The sequence below is a fragment of the uncultured Sunxiuqinia sp. genome, from assembly GCF_963974515.1.
Classification (GTDB): Bacteria; Bacteroidota; Bacteroidia; order Bacteroidales; family Prolixibacteraceae; genus Sunxiuqinia.
Genome location: NZ_CAXBDD010000008.1, coordinates 40,539 through 59,642 on the forward strand (window position 1 = coordinate 40,539; position 19,104 = coordinate 59,642).

A 19,104-nucleotide genomic window follows, 5' to 3' on the forward strand; every position below is an offset into this window, starting at 1 on the left:
AAAATGGATAGGAACAGTAATGTTTACACATTTATATACGCATCAGGAATGGTTATCTTGGTTGCTGCCATTCTTTCGGTGGCTGCCATCAGCTTAAAACCATTTCAAGATAAAAATATTGAAGTCGAAAAGAAGCAGAATATTCTGGCTTCGGTCAATATTACAACTGATGTAAAAAACGCGGAAGAAGTTTACGCCGAAAAAATTGTGAATAGCTACGTCGTCAACTCCAAAGGAGAAAAAGTTGAAGGTAACGCGTTTACGATTGATTTGAAAAAAGAACGTGCCAAACCGGTAGAAGAACAACTGCTACCAGTTTTTGAATGTCAGGTTGACGGTGGTGTAAAGTATATTTTGCCTCTCCGTGGAGCAGGTCTTTGGGGACCAATCTGGGGCTATCTTTCGTTGGAAAATAACATGTCAACCATATACGGTGCTTCATTCGACCACCAGGGTGAAACTCCTGGTCTGGGTGCTGAAATAGCCACCGCCAATTTTCAAGACCAATTTAAAGGCAAGGAAATTTACGATAACGGCAAATTGGTTTCCGTGATTGTAGCCAAGTCAAACGAAACAGCTCCGCCGAAGCACCGGGTTGATGGAATTTCAGGAGGAACGATTACTTCAAAAGGATTGGAGAAAATGCTTTTGGATGACTTGAACGCCTACAGTGCTTTTTTGAACCAGAAAAAATAGAAGAAAATGAGTGATAGAGAACCTTTATTTTCAAAGAAGAATCTGAAGCTGCTGAGCGATCCAATAAACAGCAGTAACCCCATTACGGTTCAGATACTTGGGATTTGTTCGGCTTTAGCCGTTACAGCACAACTCAAACCATCCTTAGTGATGTCGCTGTCGGTAGTCGCCGTACTTGCTTTTGCCAATGTGATTATTTCACTGCTCAGAAATACCATTCCCAACCGCATCCGGATTATTGTGCAGCTGGTTGTCATTGCCGCCTTGGTAATCTTGGTTGACCAGGTGCTAAAGGCTTTTGTATACGATGTCAGTAAGCAATTGTCGGTATTTGTGGGCCTGATTATTACTAACTGTATTATCATGGGACGCCTGGAGGCCTTTGCCTTGGGAAACAAGCCCTGGCCTGCATTTTTGGATGGTATTGGCAATGGCGCCGGTTATGGTGTCATCCTGGTTATCGTTGGATTTGTCCGCGAACTTTTTGGCTCAGGAAGCATTTGGGGATATAACATTATCCCTTCCAGCTGGTACATTGCGAATGGTGGTTTTTATGCCAACAACGGAATGATGATTCTGCCTCCGATGGCGCTGATTACCATTGGTGTAATTATTTGGGTTCAGCGTAGCCGAAACCGTAAACTGATTGAAGATTAATCCGCTAAAAAAAAGAAATTATGGAAAACCTGATAAATATATTCATTAAATCCATTTTTATTGAGAACATGATTTTTGCCTACTTCCTGGGCATGTGTTCTTACCTGGCGGTATCCAAATCGGTTAAAACGGCTACCGGCCTTGGATTGGCTGTCATCTTCGTATTAGGAATTACAGTCCCTGTGGATTATTTGCTCGAAAACTACGTGCTGAAGGAAGGGGCCTTAAATTGGTTGAGCCCGACTTTCGCAGAAGTTGACCTGAGCTTCCTGAGCTTCATCATGTTCATTGCCGTCATTGCATCCATGGTTCAGCTTGTAGAAATGATCGTTGAAAAATTCGCCCCGGTACTGTACACGCAGCTTGGTATCTTTTTACCCTTGATTGCAGTAAACTGCGCCATCCTTGGGGGATCGTTATTCATGCAGCAGAAAGCATTTCTCAATATCGGTGAAGCCTCTGTTTACGGGCTCGGGTCCGGCGTTGGCTGGTTTCTGGCTATTGTAGGTATTGCTGCAATTCGCGAAAAAATTGAGTATTCGCATGTTCCAGCTCCCCTGAAAGGTCTTGGAATTACATTTATTGTGACCGGTTTGATGGGATTGGCCTTCATGGGATTCATGGGAATAAAACTATAATCAGATAAAAACTCTTAACAATGATATTTTTAGCAACTCAAACGACAGTCGTTATTACCAGTATCGCTGTTTTCCTGTTGATGGTGATTCTGCTGGTATCGATCTTGCTGTACGCGAAAAAGAAACTGATGCCCTCGGGAATCGTCAAGGTTGATATCAACAAGGGAGATAAGGTTATTGAAACCAACCCCGGCGACACTTTGCTGACCACCCTTGGTAACAACAAGATTTTCCTTCCTTCCGCTTGTGGCGGTGGTGGTACTTGTGCCATGTGCCGCTGCCAGGTTGTCGATGGCGGAGGTTCCATTCTTCCCACTGAAACAGGCTATTTCACCCGAAAAGAGCAAAACGACAACTGGCGTCTGGCTTGTCAGGTGAAAGTAAAGGAAGACATGGAACTGAAGATTCCCCAGGAAATCATGGGAATTAAGAAGTGGGAATGCGAAGTGGTTTCGAACAAAAACGTGGCTACCTACATCAAGGAGTTTGTGGTTCGTTTGCCCGAAGGTGAAAACCTTGATTTCAAATCAGGTGGCTACATACAGATTGACGTCCCGAAAATTGAAGTCGACTTCAAGGACATTGAAGTTGAAGACAAATTCCGCCCCGAATGGGAACAATTCAACTTGTTCGACCTGAAAATGAACAACCCGGAGCCCACATTCCGTGCCTATTCCATGGCTAATCACCCTGCCGAAGGAAACATCGTGATGCTGAACATTCGGATTGCTACGCCGCCGTTTGACCGTGTAAATGGTGGTTTCCAAAAAGTAAATCCCGGTATTTGCTCCTCCTACATTTTCTCGCGTAAACCAGGCGATAAAGTGACCATTTCAGGCCCTTACGGAGAGTTCTTCCTGAAAGATAATGACAACGAAATGATGTTTATTGGTGGTGGTGCCGGAATGGCTCCCATGCGTTCGCACTTGTTCCACTTGTTTCATACCCTGAAAGAATCGGATAAGAAAATTACCTTCTGGTACGGTGCCCGCTCCTGGAGAGAAGTTTTCTACTACGACCAGTTCAGGGCCATTGAAGAGAAATTCCCAAATTTCGCCTTCCACCTGGCCCTGTCTGATCCACAGCCCGAAGACAACTGGGATGGACCAAAGGGATTCATCCACCAGGTGATTCACGACATGTACCTCGGAAAGCATGAAGAACCCGAAGAAATTGACTACTACTTGTGCGGCCCACCAATGATGAATGACGCCGTTCAAAAAATGTTGTATGACTTGGGTGTTCCGGACGAAAACGTCATGTTTGACGATTTTGGAAGTTAAAACGATCAGCGAGTCATAAAAATACAAGAGCTTTCAGCCTCACCGGTTGGAAGCTCTTTTTTTTTGTTGCGCTTTGCAGAGAACGGGTCCGTTCAACAGCCTTGTCGGCAAGCAACCTTATTCAATTCACGAAACCATTTTTTGCTTGTTTTAAAACCCGCAACCTAACGCATCAATTGTCGTTTGATCAGCTGAAAACGGTTCGGTCGCTAATCGCGAAGTTGAAACAAACTGATCAAGGAACGCCAGGCGAAGGTGTTGGCTAAGGGATGGTTTAAAGCCCATATTCATCGTCTATAAACAACTGAATAGGCGACATGCGCAGATGCTACTCAAGCCGGGAAGTGGGTTGAGCAGTTGATTGGTGCTTGGTTGGTTGCTGGCCTTCAGGGGCAGCATAAGGATCTGTTCAAAAAAACTATCGTCGTTCCTGAAAGAAAGCCGTCATCAGATCGGAACAATCATCAGCCATGACACCACCCACAATTTCCGTTTTCGGGTGAAGGGCTCTGGGAGCAAACTTTGTGAAACCCCGTCTATCATCGCCCGCGCCATAAACCAGCTTGCCCAACTGCGCCCATCCCAAAGCACCGGCGCACATGACACAAGGCTCCAGCGTGACATAAAGCGTGCACTCATTCAGGTATTTACTACCCAGCAGATTAGCGGCCGCCGTAACCGCCTGCATTTCGGCATGGGCCGTTACATCGGTCAAGGTTTCCGTTAAATTGTGCGCTCGGGCAATAATGCGGTTTTGGGCCACCACCACCGCACCAACAGGCACCTCCCCCTTTTCATAGGCCTGCTGGGCTTCCTGAAAAGCTTTCTTCATGAAATAGGTATCATCAAAAGGTTCCATCATCCAGATCCGTTCAGAATTAATCACAAACCTACAATTTATATTGCTAAAATCTGCTTATTTTTGCAGTCAAACAAAAACGAACCTTTTATGTACAGAACACATACTTGTGGCGAATTACGCCTGGAAAATCAGGGTACTGAAGTAACACTTGCCGGTTGGGTACAACGCAAACGCGAGTTGGGAGGAATGACTTTTGTCGACCTTCGCGACCGCTACGGAATTACACAACTGGTGTTAGACGAAAAAGCTTCAGCCGAATTGAACGACAAACTGAAAAAACTTGGCCGGGAATTCGTGATTCAAGCTACAGGACTTGTTCGTGAACGCAGCAGCAAAAACGACCACCTGGCAACAGGCGATATTGAAATTGATGTAGCCGACCTGAAGGTACTGAGTCCTTCAGCCGTTCCCCCTTTCACGATTGAAGATGAAAGCGATGGCGGTGATGACATTCGGATGAAATACCGCTACCTGGACCTACGCCGGAATCCGGTGCGCGAGAACCTGGTTTTACGCTCGAAAATGGCCCACGCCATTCGTTCGTACCTGAATGATCAGGAATTTATTGAAACGGAAACGCCGGTACTCATTAAATCAACGCCTGAAGGTGCCCGTGATTTTGTGGTTCCATCGCGCATGAACGAAGGGCAGTTTTACGCGCTGCCACAATCGCCCCAGGTTTTTAAGCAATTACTCATGGTGGCCGGGTTCGACCGCTACTACCAGATTGTAAAATGCTTCCGGGATGAAGACCTCCGTGCCGACCGTCAGCCCGAATTTACACAAATCGACTGCGAAATGGCTTTTGTTGAGCAGGAAGATGTACTCAATACCTTTGAAGGACTAACCAAGCACCTGTTTAAAGCAATCAAAAACGTAGACGTGGAAGACTTCCCGCGCATGTCGTATGCTGATGCCATGACAAACTACGGATCAGACAAGCCTGATATTCGCTTTGGCATGTTAATCGACGACCTCACAAGTGTTGTTAAAGGAAACAACTTTAGTGTTTTTGATAACGCTGAATTTATCGGAGCCATTTGTGCCGAAGGGTGTGCTGAATATACCCGCAAACAACTGGATGCATTGACCAATTGGGTAAAACGCCCTCAAATTGGAGCTAAAGGGATGGTCTACCTAAAATGCAATACCGATGGCTCATTTAAATCTTCAGTCGATAAGTTTTACAGCGAAGATGAGCTGCAAAAGTGGGCATCGGCTTGTGGAGCCAAAGCTGGTGATTTGATCCTGCTTCTTTCGGGTGATAAGGCCCCCATACTCGACGCGCTGGGCGCCCTTCGACTTGAAATGGGCAGACAGTTGGGGTTGATGGATAAGAACACTTTTAAGCCGTTATGGGTGGTTGATTTCCCCTTGCTGGAATGGGATGAAGAAACCCAACGACATTATGCCATGCATCACCCATTTACCGCTCCAAAACCGGAAGATATTTCCCTGCTGGATACCGAACCTGGAAAGGTCCGTGCCAATGCCTACGACCTGGTCATTAACGGTGTGGAGATTGGAGGTGGTTCCGTTCGTATTTACGACTCTGAATTACAATCCCGCATGTTTGATTTGCTTGGATTTACCAAAGAAGAAGCCCAGGCGCAGTTTGGTTTCTTAATGAGTGCCTTTAAATTCGGAGCTCCGCCACATGCCGGAATTGCCTTTGGTTTTGATCGCCTGGTATCTCTTTTTGCCGGGCTGGACAGCATTCGCGATGTGATTGCATTTCCTAAAAATAACGCTGGTCGCGACGTCATGATCGATTCTCCGGCCCCCATTGCCCAAGATCAGCTGGAAGAATTGAACTTGAAAGTGGTGTTAAAAGAGAAGAAGTAGATTGAATATCAAGACGTTTGGATCTTCAATTGAAAAAAGCATATGCAGCAAAGAGGCTTAATCAGCCTCTTTTTTTATTTCATAAAATCCTCCCGCAAAGGAGTAAAACTGTCTACCAGCCGTGCTGCTTCTGAAACTAATTGAATTGTGTGGGGCACATTTGGCGGAACTGCAAACATGTCTCCGGATTTCAACTTTTGAGGCTCTTCCCCATCACAAAAGAAGATTATTTCACCCGCTGCGATATAAGAAGTTTGTTCGTGTGGGTGATAATGTTTTGGTTCGGGCTGATCCCAAGGCCCATCGGTAAAATCAATCAAAACTGTCATTAACTGATCGGTATGAATAATTTTCCGCTGTAAACCGTTCCTCACAACTTCGTAGGGAACTTCATCAAATTTCAGTGTAGCCATAATTCTGTCTTTCCTTAAAACTACAAAAAAAAGGAGAACCTAAGCCCTCCTCTTTTCTATATTGATGATTAAAAAACTATAAGTCTTCTCGTTTACGCGAAGAATAGTTGATGTGCAAGGCCGAAGCTTTACGCAATTCTTGCTTGATATCGGTTACAATACCCATTTTCGTATATTCATCCACTTTCAGCGATGTAATCATAAACGGCACCTCCGCTTCATCACGGGCTTCACGCTCACTTGTAATGTAATCCTGAATATCGGTTACTCTTGCAAACTGATCGTTCAGCTGGATGCGGGGCTCCGATCCAAATACCCGCTGGTATTGGTTGTGGGGCGTTCCTACGTAAATATAGCTAACCAAAGATTTCTTTTCCAATTTCGATAATTCTGTTGCCGCCGGAACGGTTACTTTAACCATTAAGGTAACTTCGCGCATGGTTGTACTAACCATGAAGAAGAACAGCAACATAAATACGATATCGGGCAACGAAGCAGTAGAAATGGGTGGCATCTCTTTACTGCCGCTTTTTCTAAACTTTGACATACTAATTTCCTCCCACTTTTTTAGGTTCTGCTTCCGAGATTCTCGAGGGGTAGATATCTCTAATAGCCCCTTGCTGATCTCTGTCTAACTTTTCATACGACTTACCAAACTTCTGTTTCGCAAGTTCTTCTCTTAATTCGTTGATGGCACCAACCAACTCGTTTTGTACAGCGATGTACGTTCCATACTGCGTTCCTACGTCATTTCGCAAAGAGATAACACCCTTGGTAACTTCCACCTCTCCAAAAAAGTCAATATCCTTGACTTCCTTTTCAGGTAGGTTTTCCTCATTATAAGGGTTTGCCATAAATTCCTTTGCTTTTTCACGAAGGTCTTCAACACGGCTCACTTCACCTTCAACCAGTAACTGGTTATTGGCATTTACCAACACCACAAACACGTTACGTTCTTTAATTGGAGGTGTATCATCATCCTCTTGATCCGGCGGTGGCATCGGAGGGAGACGACGTTCTAATCCGCTGTCAACATCCATCGTGGTGGTTACCAGGAAAAAGATGAGCAACATAAAAGCAATATCTGCCAATGATGCTGCTGGTATTTCGGGAATTTTTCTTGCCATAATTTAATTTTTTCCTGTTTTACTTGACCACAATGCTTATTTAAAAACACGAGTCACCGCCGAAGCTGCAATAGCAACCACCGATAACCCAAGTAATACATAAGATGCAATCAATGTTGTTCCAATCCATTTAGATACGGAGTTCGTTAGTGTTCCGTCTTCTACAAATTTTTCAACACCGAAAAATTGAGGAATAGCATCAGAGGCCAACGCATAAGAAATGACTACAACAACCGCCCCAAAAACGAGGGTGATTAAGCCTTTCTTTGCTGCTTCCTTATCTGTAAATGTATTCTTCAATGCGAATACAATCGCGATCACTGCCCCAATACCCAGCAGGATATAAGACCAGGTTAATGTGGTATTGATCCAGGCACCCATAGTGGGATCAGCTTCGTTCTCACTGATGTTCGTCATCATAGACACAATCAGAACCGCTGAAACTGCTAAAAGTACCCACAATACGATGGATAATACTTTTTCTAGTTTCATAAGCTAATTTATTTTTTAAGATTGTGTTTTACCAAAATGTCGATCAATGAAATAGAAGCATCCTCCATATTATTGATGATACTGTCAATTTTTGCTACACAATAGTTATAAAAAATCTGAAGAATAATGGCAACTACAAGACCTGATACAGTTGTAATCAATGCCACTTTAATACCACCAGCTACCAAAGACGGGCTGATATCACCTGCAACCTCAATGGCGTCGAATGCTGCAATCATACCAATTACTGTTCCCATAAACCCAAGCATCGGAGCCAAAGCGATAAACAATGAAATCCAGCTTAATCCTTTTTCCAGCAATCCGGCTTGAACACCACCATAAGAAACAACCGTTTTTTCTACTACATCCAGCCCTTCTTCTGAGCGGTCAAGACCTTGGTAGAAAATACTGGCAACGGGGCCACGTGTATTACGACAAACTTCTTTTGCTGCTTCAATACCGCCATTGTCAAGTGCTTCTTCAACATTCACCAACAATTTCTTGGTATTTGTCGTTGACAGATTCAGGTAGATTACTCTTTCCAAAGCAAGGGCAAGACCTAAAATCAAGGTAATTAATACAAAAGACATGAAAGTTGGACCACCTTCAATGAACTTTTGCTTCAACTGGCTGTGAAGCGATTTGCCTTCTTCGGCTGCAGCTGCAGCTTCTTCTTCCGCATCAGCGGCTAAATCAACGGCAGGAGCTGCTGCTTCGGTTGTTGCTTGTTCGGCTGTATCGTCCTGAGCAACGGCATTGTTCGATGCTCCAATATAAAGCATCCCAAGAACTGCTATAAACGCAAATAGTTTTTTCATCATTGGTTTTAATTTTAATTAGTAAATCTTCTGAATTTTAATTTTTATAATACTATTTGTTTTTTAATTAACTGAACAAAAAGGCATTAAGCCTATTTATTGACTATTAACTGAACATGACAATCGCCATTCTTTTAGAAAGAACTTAAGCCTGTCAGCGGAGAGAGAGGGATTCGAACCCTCGGTACCCTTTAGGGGTACACACGCTTTCCAGGCGTGCCAGTTCAGCCACTCCTGCACCTCTCCAATATTTCCTGGCACCAATTTTTTCAGGGCTGCAAAATACAAAAAAATTGTGAAAAAGAAATAAGCTACTCACTTATTTCCCCACTCAAATTTTTACGTAAATGCAACTTGATATCTTCATGACTCAAAGCTTGCCCAAGCAAGAACATGAGCTTGGTAACAGCTGCTTCGGTGGTCATGTCTTTACCACTTACAACACCGATTCTTTTCAATTCACGACTGGTTTGATACTGCCCCATCTTCACGGTTCCGCCCTGACATTGTGTTACGTTCACGCAAATCACTCCGCGTCGGATTGCTTTTCTCACCACTCGAATCAACCAACTTAGGGTAGGAACATTCCCCGAACCAAAAGTCTCAAGCACCACTCCTTTTATACTGGATATATTGATAATTTGTTCAAATATCTCCCGGTTCATTCCGGGAAATATTTTCAGAATGACAACCCGGTCATCAAAATTAGAACTTACTTTTAATATTCCCTTATTCTGCGGGTGATAAATGTTCTCGTGAAAGAATTTAATATCGACTCCTGCTTTGGCCAAAATGGGATAATTAACAGAATCGAAGGCACTAAAATGATCGGCATGCCGCTTGACTACCCGATTTCCCCGGTATAATTTATTGTCAAAATAAATACAGACCTCCGGGACCACGGCTATTCCATTCTCGTGGGCTGCGGCAATTTCGATAGCTGTGATCAGGTTTTCCTTACCATCAGTGCGCAAAACCCCGATAGGGAGTTGTGAACCCGTCATCACTACGGGTTTATCCAAATTCTCCAGCATGTAGCTTAGGGCTGATGCGGTATACGCCATGGTGTCGGTTCCGTGCAAAATGACAAAACCGGTAAATTTCCGGTAGTTTTGCTGAATCATTTTAGCCAACCGCCCCCAGGTTTTGGGTGACATATCCGACGAATCCAGGGGTGGATTAAATGTGATGGACTCCAAATGGCAGCCTAACCGCCTTAATTCAGGGACCTCATCTGCGATTTGATCAAACCGGACCGGGGCCAAAGCTCCCCGTCCGTTTTTTTGGACCATACCAATGGTTCCGCCAGTATAGATTATAAGTATTGATTGACTATTCACCTGCTAGCATTTAAGCTCAAAGTTAAGCAAACATCTCTCTAAATCCCGAATAAATTTACAGCGTTTACAGAAGTAATTCTGGCAACCTCGTGTACGGACAGATCATGCAGCTCAGCAATTTTTCGGGCGATATGGATCAGGTAGGAACTTTCATTTCGTTTTCCGCGAAACGGAGTCGGCGTCAAATAGGGTGCGTCCGTCTCCAAAATCAGATGTTTGGGATCAATCTGACGAACCACTTCATCCAATCCGCTATTTTTAAAAGTAACAATACCACCAATTCCTATTTTAAACCCCAGGTCAGTGATTCGAGCAGCCTGTTCGACCGAACCGGTAAAACTATGAAAAACTCCTGTCAACCCAGGCTCTATTTCTTCTTGAACAACTTCAAAGACCTCTTCAAACGAATCGCGAACATGAAGAACGACGGGCAATTGATATTTCTTTGCCAATTGAAGTTGATGCCGAAAGGCAATGATCTGCTGCTCCAAAAAAGCCCGTTCCCAATATAAATCAATTCCGATCTCACCAATTCCGTAAAACTTCCTCTTCTTAAGCCAAAACTCAACCAACTCCAGCTCCTCCTGATAGTCCTCGCCCACCGATGTAGGATGCAGCCCCATAAGGGGATAACAAATCTGTGGATATTGGTCGGCCAAATCCAGCATCTTCTTGACAGATGAGCTATCAATATTAGGTAAAATTACCTTCCGGACATCACTGTCGTAGGCCCGGGTAATCACCTCGTCAATGTCATCATTAAACTCTTCCGAATAAATATGCGCGTGTGTATCAATCAACATTTCAAAAATTTGGCTCAAAGAAAGCCAATTTCGTTTAGCTAACCTTAACCCGAATATTATCTAATTGATAATTCAACCTATGGTCAGCTAAACGTTGCTTTGAAAAGAGGACCAGGAAAAGTCAAAAAACTGCTAAACAACCCCTTGAGCCAGCATGGCATCGGCAACTTTCACAAAACCGCCAACATTGGCGCCTTTTACATAGTTGATCCGATCGCCCTCACGCCCAAAACGTACACAGGTATCGTGAATTTCGCGCATAATCAGATGTAAGCGCGCATCAACCTCCTCACGGGTCCAATTCAAACGCTGACTGTTCTGTGTCATTTCCAGACCTGAAACAGCCACTCCTCCTGCATTAACAGCCTTGCCGGGAGCATAGCTGATTTTCTCCATCAGAAATTCGGCTGCTTCGGCCGTGCAGCCCATGTTGGAAACTTCCGCCAATAAAAAGCAGCCATTTAAAACCAGCAGGCTTGCATCTCCCACATCAAGCTCATTCTCGGTGGCGCAAGGCAAAGCAATATCAACTTTCTGCTCCCAAGGTTTTCTTCCCGGATAGAATTCGGCATCAAACTCGTCAGCATAGGGCTCCACAATATCGTTGTTACTTGCTCTCAACTCCAGCAAGTAATCGACCTTCTCCGCACTTATTCCGGCCGGATCGTAGATATAGCCATCGGGCCCGGAGATCGTGACAACTTTACCGCCCAGCTCATTAATTTTCATGATTGCTCCCCAAGCCACATTTCCAAAACCCGAAACGGCAAACGAATGTCCGGCAATTTTCTTTCCAAGCAACTCAAGCATGTGCTGTACGAAGTACACTGCACCGTAACCTGTAGCTTCCGGACGAATCAAGCTTCCACCCCATGCCAGTCCCTTGCCGGTTAAAACGCCGGTAAACTCATTCCGAATGCGTTTGTACTGTCCAAATAAATAACCAATTTCCCGACCGCCAACACCAATATCCCCGGCAGGAACATCGGTATTTGGGCCAATATGTCGTTGTAATTCAGTCATGAAACTTTGACAAAAACGCATGATCTCATTATCGGACTTTCCTTTTGGACTAAAATCAGATCCTCCTTTTCCACCGCCCATCGGCAGCGTTGTGAGGCTGTTTTTAAATGTTTGCTCAAATCCCAGGAACTTCAGAATGGAAAGCGTTACGGTAGGGTGAAACCGTAAACCACCCTTATAGGGCCCAAGTGCTGAATTGAATTCCACCCGGTAACCCCGGTTAATCTGAACTTCGCCCAGGTCATCGATCCAAGGCACACGGAACATGATCACGCGTTCGGGCTCAACCATACGTTCCAAAATTTTTGCTTTTTTATACCTTGGATTTTTAATGTATACATCCCATATGGATTCAACCACCTCCTGAACAGCCTGATGAAACTCGTTTTCACCCGGCGTTTTGGCTTTTAAAGCCATCATAAATTCATTGAAATCTGCTCTCATCTTGTTTATTTTATTTCAAAACGAATAACCTATTGCTATATACAAAGGAAAAGATGAAAAATACCTTAAAAACTGACTTTAATCCATCTATCGCTTACGATAACAATGTTTAAAAACAGTAAAAATGCTCAGCGCTCTGATAGGACAGAGACACAGGAAAAAACCAGTATGACTAAAAATATAATCTACCCAAGCCACAAGTTATAAAAAACAAGCCGAGCATCAAACATCCATTGACAATCATCACCAATCAGCGTCATGTCCGTACAGATTCTTTCATCCAAAACCGAGCATCCCACTTCCGGCGTCTCAGTATCCGTCTAGAACTCCATCTGTAATTCGGAAACTATAAAAGTGTATCTTTGCAAACTATGACAAGTTTCAGCGAATTAAAAGTTAATAAATCGATCTTGAAAGTGTTGGATGAGTTAGGGTTCGAACGTCCTACTCCCATACAAGAGAAAGCCATTCCGGTTATTCGATCGGGCGCCGACGTGGTTGGCGTTGCACAAACCGGGACCGGCAAAACGGCTGCCTACCTGCTGCCGATATTTATGAAGTTGGTGAAAGCGGAGGGACTTGATCCCCGGGTCTTGATTTTAGTGCCCACACGCGAGTTGTCCATCCAGGTGGGAGACGATATTGAGGAGCTGACCCGCTACAGCGATATTCGCCATGCGGCTGTTTATGGTGGTGTTGGCTGGACCAAACATGCCGCGCTTATAGAACCCGGCATTGATATTTTGGTGGCTACGCCCGGGCGTTTGCGCGACTTGTACCATGCAGGAGCCGTTTCGCTAAAAAAAATCAAGACACTGGTGATCGACGAAGCCGATCGCATGCTCGATATGGGTTTTATGCCACAGATCCGGCAGTTGCTGGAAATCATTCCGGTAAAACGCCAGAACCTTCTATTTTCGGCCACATTCGATGAAAAAGTGGAGTTGATGACCCAGGAGTTTCTCGACTTCCCGGAGCGGGTGGAAGTATCTCCATCGGCTACTCCTGCACAGTTGGTCAAGCAATCCTACTATAAAGTCCCGAATTTTAAAACCAAGCTAAACCTGGTTCGCCACTGGCTGCAGGACGAAGAAGTCTTTAATCGTGTACTGATCTTTGTACGCACCAAAGAGAACGCTGAAATGGTGTATAAAGTGATTAAGCGAAAGACGGAGGGCGAAAAGCGTATCCTTCACTCCAATAAGGGACAGAATACCCGGATGAATGCCATTCAGGCTTTTAAAGACGGTGAGCTTCGGATCCTGATTTCGACGGATGTTTCGGCCCGTGGGCTGGACGTTTCGCTGATTACGCACGTCATCAATTTTGACCTGCCCCAGCGCTACGAGGATTACGTTCACCGCATCGGACGAACGGCACGAGCCAATAATCATGGCGAAGCCATCACACTTATCAATCCTTCGGAAGAATATCACCTGAAAAAGATTGAAGAAGTGATCCGTATGCCCATCGAGGAAAAACCACTGCCCGAAGATTTGGTGATTGAACCGACCGGGAAGTCAGAACACCAGGAGCAGATGCGTGAAATTGACCGCCAGAAAAAGATGGACGACCCCGATTACCAGGGAGCTTTTCACGAAAAGAAGCGCCGGCCGCATGAAAAAGCAAGCGGCAACAAAAATTTGGGTAAAGAACGCAAGCAACGGAAAAAGAAGAAGCGCGGGTAGCAGGAGTTTAGGCTTTCACGTTCCGAGTTTCTCGCTGTATCTTCTCAGGCTCCTCTCATGGTCTCTTCCGGAGTTGGTTCCTTCGTGAAGACATAAAACGAACTATTCCTGTGGAAGTGTGAAATAAAACACACATCCTTCGCCCGGGATACCGTTGCTGATCACGCCAACTTCACCTCCCAGCTTTTCCACAATGCGCTTCACAATGGAGAGCCCCAGTCCCGTCCCCTCAATATGGGTTTGGTTGAATCGCTCATACTTCTTAAACAACTTCTTTTGCTTGCTTTTCGTCAAGCCGTTACCGTTATCCTTGATCCAGTAACGAATTTTTTTCTGGCTGTAAAACTGGTTGGCTCCCAGCTCGATCACCGGCGGATCACCGCCATACTTGATGGCGTTGCTCAAAAAGTTTACCCAAACCTCCTCAATCCAGGGGCCATAGCCACACGCGGATGGCCAATCGCCTGGCTTTATGATTTGAGCGCCTGACGACTTGATCATGTCGACCAGGCGTTTTTCACTCTCTTCAAAGATCTGAAGCATGTCAACCCGATCGGTCTTAACATCCTGTTGTCTGACACTGGCCAGAGTCAGCAATTCTTTGATGACATGGAACGACTTGTTGGCCGAAAGCTGAATCAGGTCAGTCACTTCTTCCAGGTTCGCGTAGTTTTTCTGCTCCAATTCGTAGTGAAGGAGATCCGTTGACGTGACAATGGCTCCGATAATGTTGTTAAGATCGTGTGCTACAGTGTGGTCAAAAGCATCCAGATCGGCAATCAGTTTCTCTTTTTCTTCAATTTCGAGCTTGAGTTGTTGGTTGGCCTCTTTGATTTTTTGCTCGTAAACGGTTTTTTCGGTAATGTCGCGCAAGGTGAACAGTCGGCCCGAAAGTTTCTCCTTTTGATCGTATAATGGTGTCACCCGCAGGTCGAAAAAAATGGTTTTGCCGTTGATTTGCGCCTCCAGCTCCACAGGTTCGATGGTCTTTCTATTGGACAGCTGCTCAATAAGCGATTGTTGCTTCGGGAAAGCCTCCACCAATAATTTACCCAGAATGGCGTTTTTATCTTGCTGGGTCAAGCTCAGAAAAGACGGGTTTACATCGACAATCCGGTGGTTTCGGTCAACAATGGCAATCCCGTCAGGGAGTATGTCCAAAAATTTATTCCGTGCAAATGGAATTAGGTCAAACGTACCGTAGCGAACATTGATGTATGTTAAAATCATTCCTGAAAAGACAAAAAAGATAGGCGTCCAATCAAATCCGGCAATGGGACCGATATTGAAAACATACAGCAGGTTGCCTGTGACGGGAAACAGACAGGCTCCGACCAGCAAAAGAATCTGCCCCTGAAAATTTTCAGGAAAATTGAATAGCAAGGGGACGATGTTGGCAATGCTTAAAATCAGGAGCGTATAGGAAAATGCAAAAACCAGCCAGAAGGAAATACCGTAGTGGTAGATTGTTGTATTATTCTCCGGATTAATGTGATAACCGGCCCAATGTAAGCCATGAAGATCGTTGGTGAAAACTGAAATTAGGAATAGCACCGCCAACCCGATTAATCCAGCTTTGACCGTATTACTCAGCCTGGTCTGCTTGGAAGCAAAATAGATACTAAAAAAATAAAAAAAGACAGGCGCGAAAACAATGCCGATGTAAGAGAATTTAGACCAAAAGATTTTCAGGTTCAGATCAGTAGCAGCAAATTCCAATCCATAAAAAAACGCCCATGTGGCCGTCGCAAACTGCATAAGCGACAGGTAGAGTATCCCGGGTGATCGTTTGTATTTAAGCAGGTAAACACTAATGATCAGTCCGGCTACCCCTGAAAAAATAAGAACGAGGAGCAGCGGGGTAATCAAATATGGCCCAATTTCGTGTCTCACTGGCAAATAAATACGGTGAATGGTGTCCTGTTGTGCTTCATTCTTTCAATTTGTTGGCATCAAAGCAAGTAAGAGAACATGGTCCTGCCCGGCAACCTTAATGAGAGGTGAATATACAAAACTTTATAGAAATACATCAAGCCAGAAAAATGTGTTCCAATAAAATTTTTGACCCGATCGACAACAGGATCAAGCCTCCTGCCAATTCAGCGTAGCGACTGATGTGCGGGCCGGTTTTTTTCCCAATCAAAATGCCGGTCATCGATGCGAAGAAAGTCACTGAGCCAATAATCAGGATGGCTATCATGATTTTTGCGAGGAGGTTGCCCACGCTGAATCCAACAACCAGGGCATCCATGCTGGTAGCTAGCCCAAGGAAAAACGCCACCCGAAAATTCAGCGGGTTCTTTATGCTTGGGGTTTCTTCTTTGGAAAAACTCTCATGCACCATTTTCAATCCAATTCCTGCAAGAAGAACAAAGGAAATCCAGTGGTCAATCGGATCAATCAGCGTTCGGACACTGCTTTGAAGTCCCCACCCCAACAAAGGCATAATGGCTTGAAAGGATGCCAGAACGAAGGCCAGCCGGGATGCCTGAAAAAATTGAATCCGGGGTAGGTTGAGCCCACTAATGACCGATACGGCAAACGAATCGAACGATAAGCCGATTGCAAGAATGATGAGTGTGAGGTAGTCCATCGCAAAAAGATTGGGCGCAAAAGTAGAAAAAATCAGCTATTAAGCAAGGTTGAGAGTTTCTTGCTGAGTTCCGACTTTTGGTTAAACAGCCTGATGGCCTCATCTTTATTCCTCTGTGTAAAGCGATACACGCGGCAATTGGTCATCAGTTCCTGAAGGTACTTCAAGCCAGCAAAGGCCGGCTTGCCCAATAACAAGTAGGCGGCCGGAACCAGGACTCCCCAAGCAGCGTAGCCAGTATACCAATAGGCGACCAGCCCCAGTGCGATGGCCACCAATGGATAAATGAGCAGACCGGCCACAAATTGGAAGGTGCTAAAAAACTCAGGATTTTTAATCTTTTTCTGAATGAAATAGCGAGGCAGAAAAAATGGGATCAGATGGAGTAAATAGCCCATTAAAACCAACGGTGTAAGAGCCAGGCCAATCAAGCTTTGAGTGACAAGATACCACATCGCAATTCGCTCCCGATCCAATTGCTCGCTGCTGATGTTGAGTTTCTTCAGTGATTCGCGGAAGTGATCCAACTGCTTATGAAGCGTTTGAAATTCCCCGGCTTGTTCAAGCTCTTTTTCTTCCAGCATTTTGATGATTTGCTGATCGCGGTAAAAGCGAGCTTCAACTCCGCTGCCATAGTGTGAATTAGTATCACCTAACTTCGTGGCAAGCAACTCGCGCATCAACTCATAATTGTCGTAATGGGTCTTGCTCCGAATATTGATGGTAAGCGCCTCGATGCGACTGGTAATTTCGTTGCGCAATTTCAGGGTTGTTTTCTGAGGATCGAGCCTAAACTCCTCTTCATATTCGCTCACCTTAATCGGTTCACCATAATTGACCAGCAATTCACGGTTAAAGTGCCAGTAGTGACTGTAGTAAATCCCTACCGGAATTATGAGCAGGTTCAGTCGAAAGTTATTTTTTTCTTCCGCTAAGAAGGCGATTCGGGGAATGGCTTTTTTGGGAGCAAGCATTTGTCTTTTCCCTGAGTGGCCGGCTTCCTGGAAAAGTGCCAGCTCTTTGTTGTGTTCCAGAATATCGATGGCCCGTTCAAAAATCCGCTCATTCTCGCCCAGGTTTTCCTTTCCATCGCGAATACGATAAACCGGCAGAATTTTCAGGAACCGCAGAATCGGACGCGTGATCGGGAGTTTAAAAATATCGGCGCGGGCCAGCCACACCGGTTGCGTATGATTGGTGCACAATACAGCCAGTGGATCCATCAGGGCGTTCTGGTGATTGGGGGCAAAGATCAAAGGTTTGTTTTTCGGAATTTTTGACAAGCCAATGACAGTGATGCTCCTGTGGCTCAACCACAAGGCCAGACGTACAATTTGTTTAAGGAAGGCGTATCCCAATGACCATTTCTTCATACTAAGCGATTATCGGTTTTCTAGCCCACAAACCAGCCATAGTCAATCCACTGATAATATGCCAGATTCCCCACCAGGCAGCAATAACTGCCATGCCTCCCAACTCCAGTTCAGGAGGGAAAATTTTCGGGTTGAACATCAGCGCTAAAGCTAAGCCGGAGTTCTGGATGCCGGTTTCAATAGTAATGGCCCGGCGGTCGGCTGATGGTCGGCGCATGAGCGTGCTGAAAGCAAATCCAGTGCCTAACGCCAGTGCATTATGAATAAGCACGATGAAAAACACCAGATGAACAAACCTCATGAAATGACTGAAATTAGCCGAAAGCATGGCAATGACCATCACGATAAAAAACAGCAGCGAAGCCGTTCGAAGTGGCTTGATGATTTTTTTTGTGGTTTCCGGAAATCTGGAAGCAAACAAAACCCCCAGAATAACCGGGATTCCCAATAAAATGAATACCGTTTCGAACATCTGGTACTGATCAATTTCGAGCGGGCGAAGTAAGGCCTGAGCCGACTGGTTGTTGTAAAATTTCACATAGAGATTTCCCCAGATGGCAAAATTGAGCGGGGTCATAAACACGGCACTGAGAGTTGCAAACGCCGTCAGGCTCACCGACAAAGCAGCATTGGCTTTGGCCATAGAGCTCATAAAGTTGGAAATATTTCCTCCGGGGCACGATGCGACAAGAATCATCCCAAGCGCAATTGTGGGCGCTGGTTTCAAAATGATGACCAATAAGAAAGTCAATAGCGGAAGCAGTAAAAACTGTGAGATAATTCCGGTAATGGCTGATTTTGGTTTCTGAATAATGTCTGTAAAATCACTTAGTTTGATTCCCAACGCCACCCCAAACATGATGAATGCCAGCGCGATGTTCAAAAAGAGCAACCCTGAAGGTGAAAAGTTCAACCGCACATGATCCAAAACTTCCATGGAGGAGTTCATAAGCTTCAATTTATTTCATTGAGGCCCTAAAAGTAAAAAACTATTGAAAGAAAGCGTGTT

At 44.9% G+C, this 19,104-nt stretch carries 19 protein-coding genes and 1 tRNA gene; 6 read left to right on the forward strand and 14 right to left on the reverse strand.

Annotated features, from left to right (window positions below):
• Positions 1-3 precede the first annotated feature (3 nt).
• From nqrC to nqrF, 4 genes are read left to right on the forward strand one after another with little or no spacing between them, the layout of a single operon-like run.
• Positions 4-696, forward strand: a complete 693-nt coding sequence (gene nqrC, locus AAC033_RS03875) for an NADH:ubiquinone reductase (Na(+)-transporting) subunit C (RefSeq protein WP_339735593.1) — start codon at positions 4-6, stop codon at positions 694-696.
• Positions 697-702: 6 nt separating this feature from the next.
• The gene (locus AAC033_RS03880; RefSeq protein ID WP_339735595.1) at positions 703-1,353 is read left to right on the forward strand and encodes an NADH:ubiquinone reductase (Na(+)-transporting) subunit D; all 651 of its coding nucleotides are present in this window, start codon (positions 703-705) and stop codon (positions 1,351-1,353) included.
• A 20-nt stretch (positions 1,354-1,373) separates the two neighbouring features.
• Positions 1,374-1,991 carry an NADH:ubiquinone reductase (Na(+)-transporting) subunit E gene (gene nqrE / locus AAC033_RS03885; RefSeq protein WP_339735597.1) on the forward strand — a complete coding sequence of 206 codons (618 nt, stop codon included), beginning with the start codon at positions 1,374-1,376 and terminating at the stop codon, positions 1,989-1,991.
• Between the two features lie 20 nt (positions 1,992-2,011).
• A complete protein-coding gene (nqrF, locus tag AAC033_RS03890) occupies positions 2,012-3,274 on the forward strand; it encodes an NADH:ubiquinone reductase (Na(+)-transporting) subunit F (RefSeq protein ID WP_339735599.1) in 1,263 nt (420 codons plus the stop codon).
• Positions 3,275-3,692: 418 nt separating this feature from the next.
• On the opposite strand, the gene AAC033_RS03895 is transcribed toward nqrF, so the two are convergent.
• The gene (locus tag AAC033_RS03895; RefSeq protein ID WP_339735601.1) at positions 3,693-4,160 is read right to left on the reverse strand and encodes a nucleoside deaminase; all 468 of its coding nucleotides are present in this window, start codon (positions 4,158-4,160) and stop codon (positions 3,693-3,695) included.
• Between the two features lie 63 nt (positions 4,161-4,223).
• On the opposite strand from AAC033_RS03895, the gene aspS reads away from it, so the two are divergent.
• Positions 4,224-5,981, forward strand: a complete 1,758-nt coding sequence (aspS, locus tag AAC033_RS03900; RefSeq protein WP_339735603.1) for an aspartate--tRNA ligase — start codon at positions 4,224-4,226, stop codon at positions 5,979-5,981.
• A 74-nt stretch (positions 5,982-6,055) separates the two neighbouring features.
• Here aspS and AAC033_RS03905 read toward each other — a convergent pair whose 3' ends face one another.
• From AAC033_RS03905 to gdhA, 9 genes are all read right to left on the reverse strand, one after another.
• Positions 6,056-6,394, reverse strand: coding sequence for a cupin domain-containing protein (locus AAC033_RS03905; protein ID WP_339735605.1), 339 nt, complete (start codon positions 6,392-6,394; stop codon positions 6,056-6,058).
• A gap of 76 nt (positions 6,395-6,470) precedes the next feature.
• Complete coding sequence (locus AAC033_RS03910) at positions 6,471-6,941, reverse strand: biopolymer transporter ExbD (RefSeq protein ID WP_339735607.1); 471 nt, start codon at positions 6,939-6,941, stop codon at positions 6,471-6,473.
• Between the two features lies 1 nt (position 6,942).
• Positions 6,943-7,521, reverse strand: coding sequence for a biopolymer transporter ExbD (locus AAC033_RS03915; protein ID WP_339735609.1), 579 nt, complete (start codon positions 7,519-7,521; stop codon positions 6,943-6,945).
• Positions 7,522-7,557: 36 nt separating this feature from the next.
• Entirely contained in the window at positions 7,558-8,013 is a 456-nt protein-coding gene (locus AAC033_RS03920) for a hypothetical protein (protein WP_339735611.1), read from the reverse strand.
• An 8-nt stretch (positions 8,014-8,021) separates the two neighbouring features.
• A complete protein-coding gene (locus AAC033_RS03925) occupies positions 8,022-8,834 on the reverse strand; it encodes a MotA/TolQ/ExbB proton channel family protein (RefSeq protein WP_339735613.1) in 813 nt (270 codons plus the stop codon).
• Between the two features lie 155 nt (positions 8,835-8,989).
• Positions 8,990-9,077 (reverse strand) — tRNA-Ser (locus tag AAC033_RS03930).
• Between the two features lie 65 nt (positions 9,078-9,142).
• On the reverse strand, positions 9,143-10,171 hold the full coding sequence (locus AAC033_RS03935; RefSeq protein ID WP_339735615.1) for an asparaginase: 1,029 nt from the start codon (positions 10,169-10,171) through the stop codon (positions 9,143-9,145).
• Positions 10,172-10,209: 38 nt separating this feature from the next.
• Complete coding sequence (locus AAC033_RS03940) at positions 10,210-10,992, reverse strand: TatD family hydrolase (RefSeq protein ID WP_339735617.1); 783 nt, start codon at positions 10,990-10,992, stop codon at positions 10,210-10,212.
• A gap of 114 nt (positions 10,993-11,106) precedes the next feature.
• Positions 11,107-12,441 carry an NADP-specific glutamate dehydrogenase gene (gene gdhA / locus AAC033_RS03945; RefSeq protein ID WP_339735619.1) on the reverse strand — a complete coding sequence of 445 codons (1,335 nt, stop codon included), beginning with the start codon at positions 12,439-12,441 and terminating at the stop codon, positions 11,107-11,109.
• A gap of 371 nt (positions 12,442-12,812) precedes the next feature.
• Between gdhA and AAC033_RS03950 the strand changes: the two genes are divergently transcribed.
• The gene (locus AAC033_RS03950; RefSeq protein WP_339735621.1) at positions 12,813-14,129 is read left to right on the forward strand and encodes a DEAD/DEAH box helicase; all 1,317 of its coding nucleotides are present in this window, start codon (positions 12,813-12,815) and stop codon (positions 14,127-14,129) included.
• Positions 14,130-14,231: 102 nt separating this feature from the next.
• Here the strand turns inward: AAC033_RS03950 and AAC033_RS03955 are convergent, their stop codons facing one another.
• From AAC033_RS03955 to AAC033_RS03970, 4 genes are all read right to left on the reverse strand, one after another.
• Positions 14,232-16,022: a histidine kinase N-terminal 7TM domain-containing protein gene (locus AAC033_RS03955; RefSeq protein WP_339735623.1), complete on the reverse strand. Its 1,791-nt coding sequence runs from the start codon at positions 16,020-16,022 to the stop codon at positions 14,232-14,234.
• A 136-nt stretch (positions 16,023-16,158) separates the two neighbouring features.
• Positions 16,159-16,722, reverse strand: a complete 564-nt coding sequence (locus tag AAC033_RS03960; protein ID WP_339735625.1) for a manganese efflux pump MntP family protein — start codon at positions 16,720-16,722, stop codon at positions 16,159-16,161.
• 32 nt (positions 16,723-16,754) lie between these two features.
• Complete coding sequence (locus AAC033_RS03965; RefSeq protein ID WP_339735627.1) at positions 16,755-18,095, reverse strand: 1-acyl-sn-glycerol-3-phosphate acyltransferase; 1,341 nt, start codon at positions 18,093-18,095, stop codon at positions 16,755-16,757.
• A gap of 1 nt (position 18,096) precedes the next feature.
• Complete coding sequence (locus tag AAC033_RS03970) at positions 18,097-19,044, reverse strand: bile acid:sodium symporter family protein (protein ID WP_339735629.1); 948 nt, start codon at positions 19,042-19,044, stop codon at positions 18,097-18,099.
• Positions 19,045-19,104 lie beyond the last annotated feature (60 nt).

Excerpts from the sequence above, each read along its gene's own strand:
- nqrC (WP_339735593.1), top strand. The coding sequence starts at position 4 with ATGGATAGGAACAGTAATGTTTACACATTTATATACGCATCAGGAATG.
- AAC033_RS03880 (WP_339735595.1), top strand. The coding sequence starts at position 703 with ATGAGTGATAGAGAACCTTTATTTTCAAAGAAGAATCTGAAGCTGCTG.
- nqrE (WP_339735597.1), top strand. The coding sequence starts at position 1,374 with ATGGAAAACCTGATAAATATATTCATTAAATCCATTTTTATTGAGAAC.
- nqrF (WP_339735599.1), top strand. The coding sequence starts at position 2,012 with ATGATATTTTTAGCAACTCAAACGACAGTCGTTATTACCAGTATCGCT.
- aspS (WP_339735603.1), top strand. The coding sequence starts at position 4,224 with ATGTACAGAACACATACTTGTGGCGAATTACGCCTGGAAAATCAGGGT.
- AAC033_RS03905 (WP_339735605.1), bottom strand. The coding sequence starts at position 6,394 with ATGGCTACACTGAAATTTGATGAAGTTCCCTACGAAGTTGTGAGGAAC.
- AAC033_RS03910 (WP_339735607.1), bottom strand. The coding sequence starts at position 6,941 with ATGTCAAAGTTTAGAAAAAGCGGCAGTAAAGAGATGCCACCCATTTCT.
- AAC033_RS03915 (WP_339735609.1), bottom strand. The coding sequence starts at position 7,521 with ATGGCAAGAAAAATTCCCGAAATACCAGCAGCATCATTGGCAGATATT.
- AAC033_RS03920 (WP_339735611.1), bottom strand. The coding sequence starts at position 8,013 with ATGAAACTAGAAAAAGTATTATCCATCGTATTGTGGGTACTTTTAGCA.
- AAC033_RS03925 (WP_339735613.1), bottom strand. The coding sequence starts at position 8,834 with ATGATGAAAAAACTATTTGCGTTTATAGCAGTTCTTGGGATGCTTTAT.
- gdhA (WP_339735619.1), bottom strand. The coding sequence starts at position 12,441 with ATGAGAGCAGATTTCAATGAATTTATGATGGCTTTAAAAGCCAAAACG.
- AAC033_RS03950 (WP_339735621.1), top strand. The coding sequence starts at position 12,813 with ATGACAAGTTTCAGCGAATTAAAAGTTAATAAATCGATCTTGAAAGTG.
- AAC033_RS03960 (WP_339735625.1), bottom strand. The coding sequence starts at position 16,722 with ATGGACTACCTCACACTCATCATTCTTGCAATCGGCTTATCGTTCGAT.
- AAC033_RS03965 (WP_339735627.1), bottom strand. The coding sequence starts at position 18,095 with ATGAAGAAATGGTCATTGGGATACGCCTTCCTTAAACAAATTGTACGT.
- AAC033_RS03970 (WP_339735629.1), bottom strand. The coding sequence starts at position 19,044 with ATGAACTCCTCCATGGAAGTTTTGGATCATGTGCGGTTGAACTTTTCA.